A 691-nucleotide genomic window follows, 5' to 3' on the forward strand; every position below is an offset into this window, starting at 1 on the left:
TGGGGATTCACAGCGTGACATATGGCCGGGCGGATGGCGTCGTCAAGCAGGTTGGGTTTCTTTGGACAGCGAACTGGACATTCGTCTTCATGGCATTTTTGCCACTGTTTTTTGCCTTCGTGACCGAGCTAGTGACCTTTTGGAAAGATGAAGGCCGCCCAAAGCTTGTAGCGCAGGGCGACAAGATGGAAAGCGATGATGCCTGGGCGCGCAGTATAGAAGCTTCTTCGTATTCATATTGGGCGGTTTTTTTGATTTGTGTGCTGTTCGCCGGTCTTTTTCAGTGGATCGGCGTGTCATTGATCCCGTTGATGAAAGGTGGTGGCAACTATGCGACGGATTGGGGCTCGTTAGCGATTGTGCGCCCTGAGGTCATATCGGTGCCAGAAGCGGTCGTGTTCACGGGGCTCGCTTACCTATACATGTGCCGCTGTTTTTACCTGTTCTTCGTAAGTCTCATTTTACTTCATACGGTGATCTATGATCTTTGGAGAATTGGAAAAGCAGCGAGCAATCGGCCGGATATGGATTATCAACTCAGCCAGCCTCAGGGTTATGCGTGGGATTTTTCGGTGTACTGTTTTGGGGGTTCTGATCGCCATAGTCATGAAGCTCCAGAGTGCTTACTTGACATCGCGTGGAGAGAATATTGTGGCTTGGTTGGTCGGCGATATGTCTTCCGCCTTCTATG

At 50.5% G+C, this 691-nt stretch carries 1 pseudogene; it reads left to right on the top strand.

Going from position 1 to position 691, the window contains the following annotated elements:
* Positions 1–691, top strand: a pseudogene (locus tag JT360_RS33295) (RcgA family putative transporter); the annotation flags it as partial.

This window comes from Mesorhizobium sp. dw_380 (assembly GCF_018588885.1).
In the GTDB taxonomy this organism is placed as follows: domain Bacteria; phylum Pseudomonadota; class Alphaproteobacteria; order Rhizobiales; family Rhizobiaceae; genus Mesorhizobium.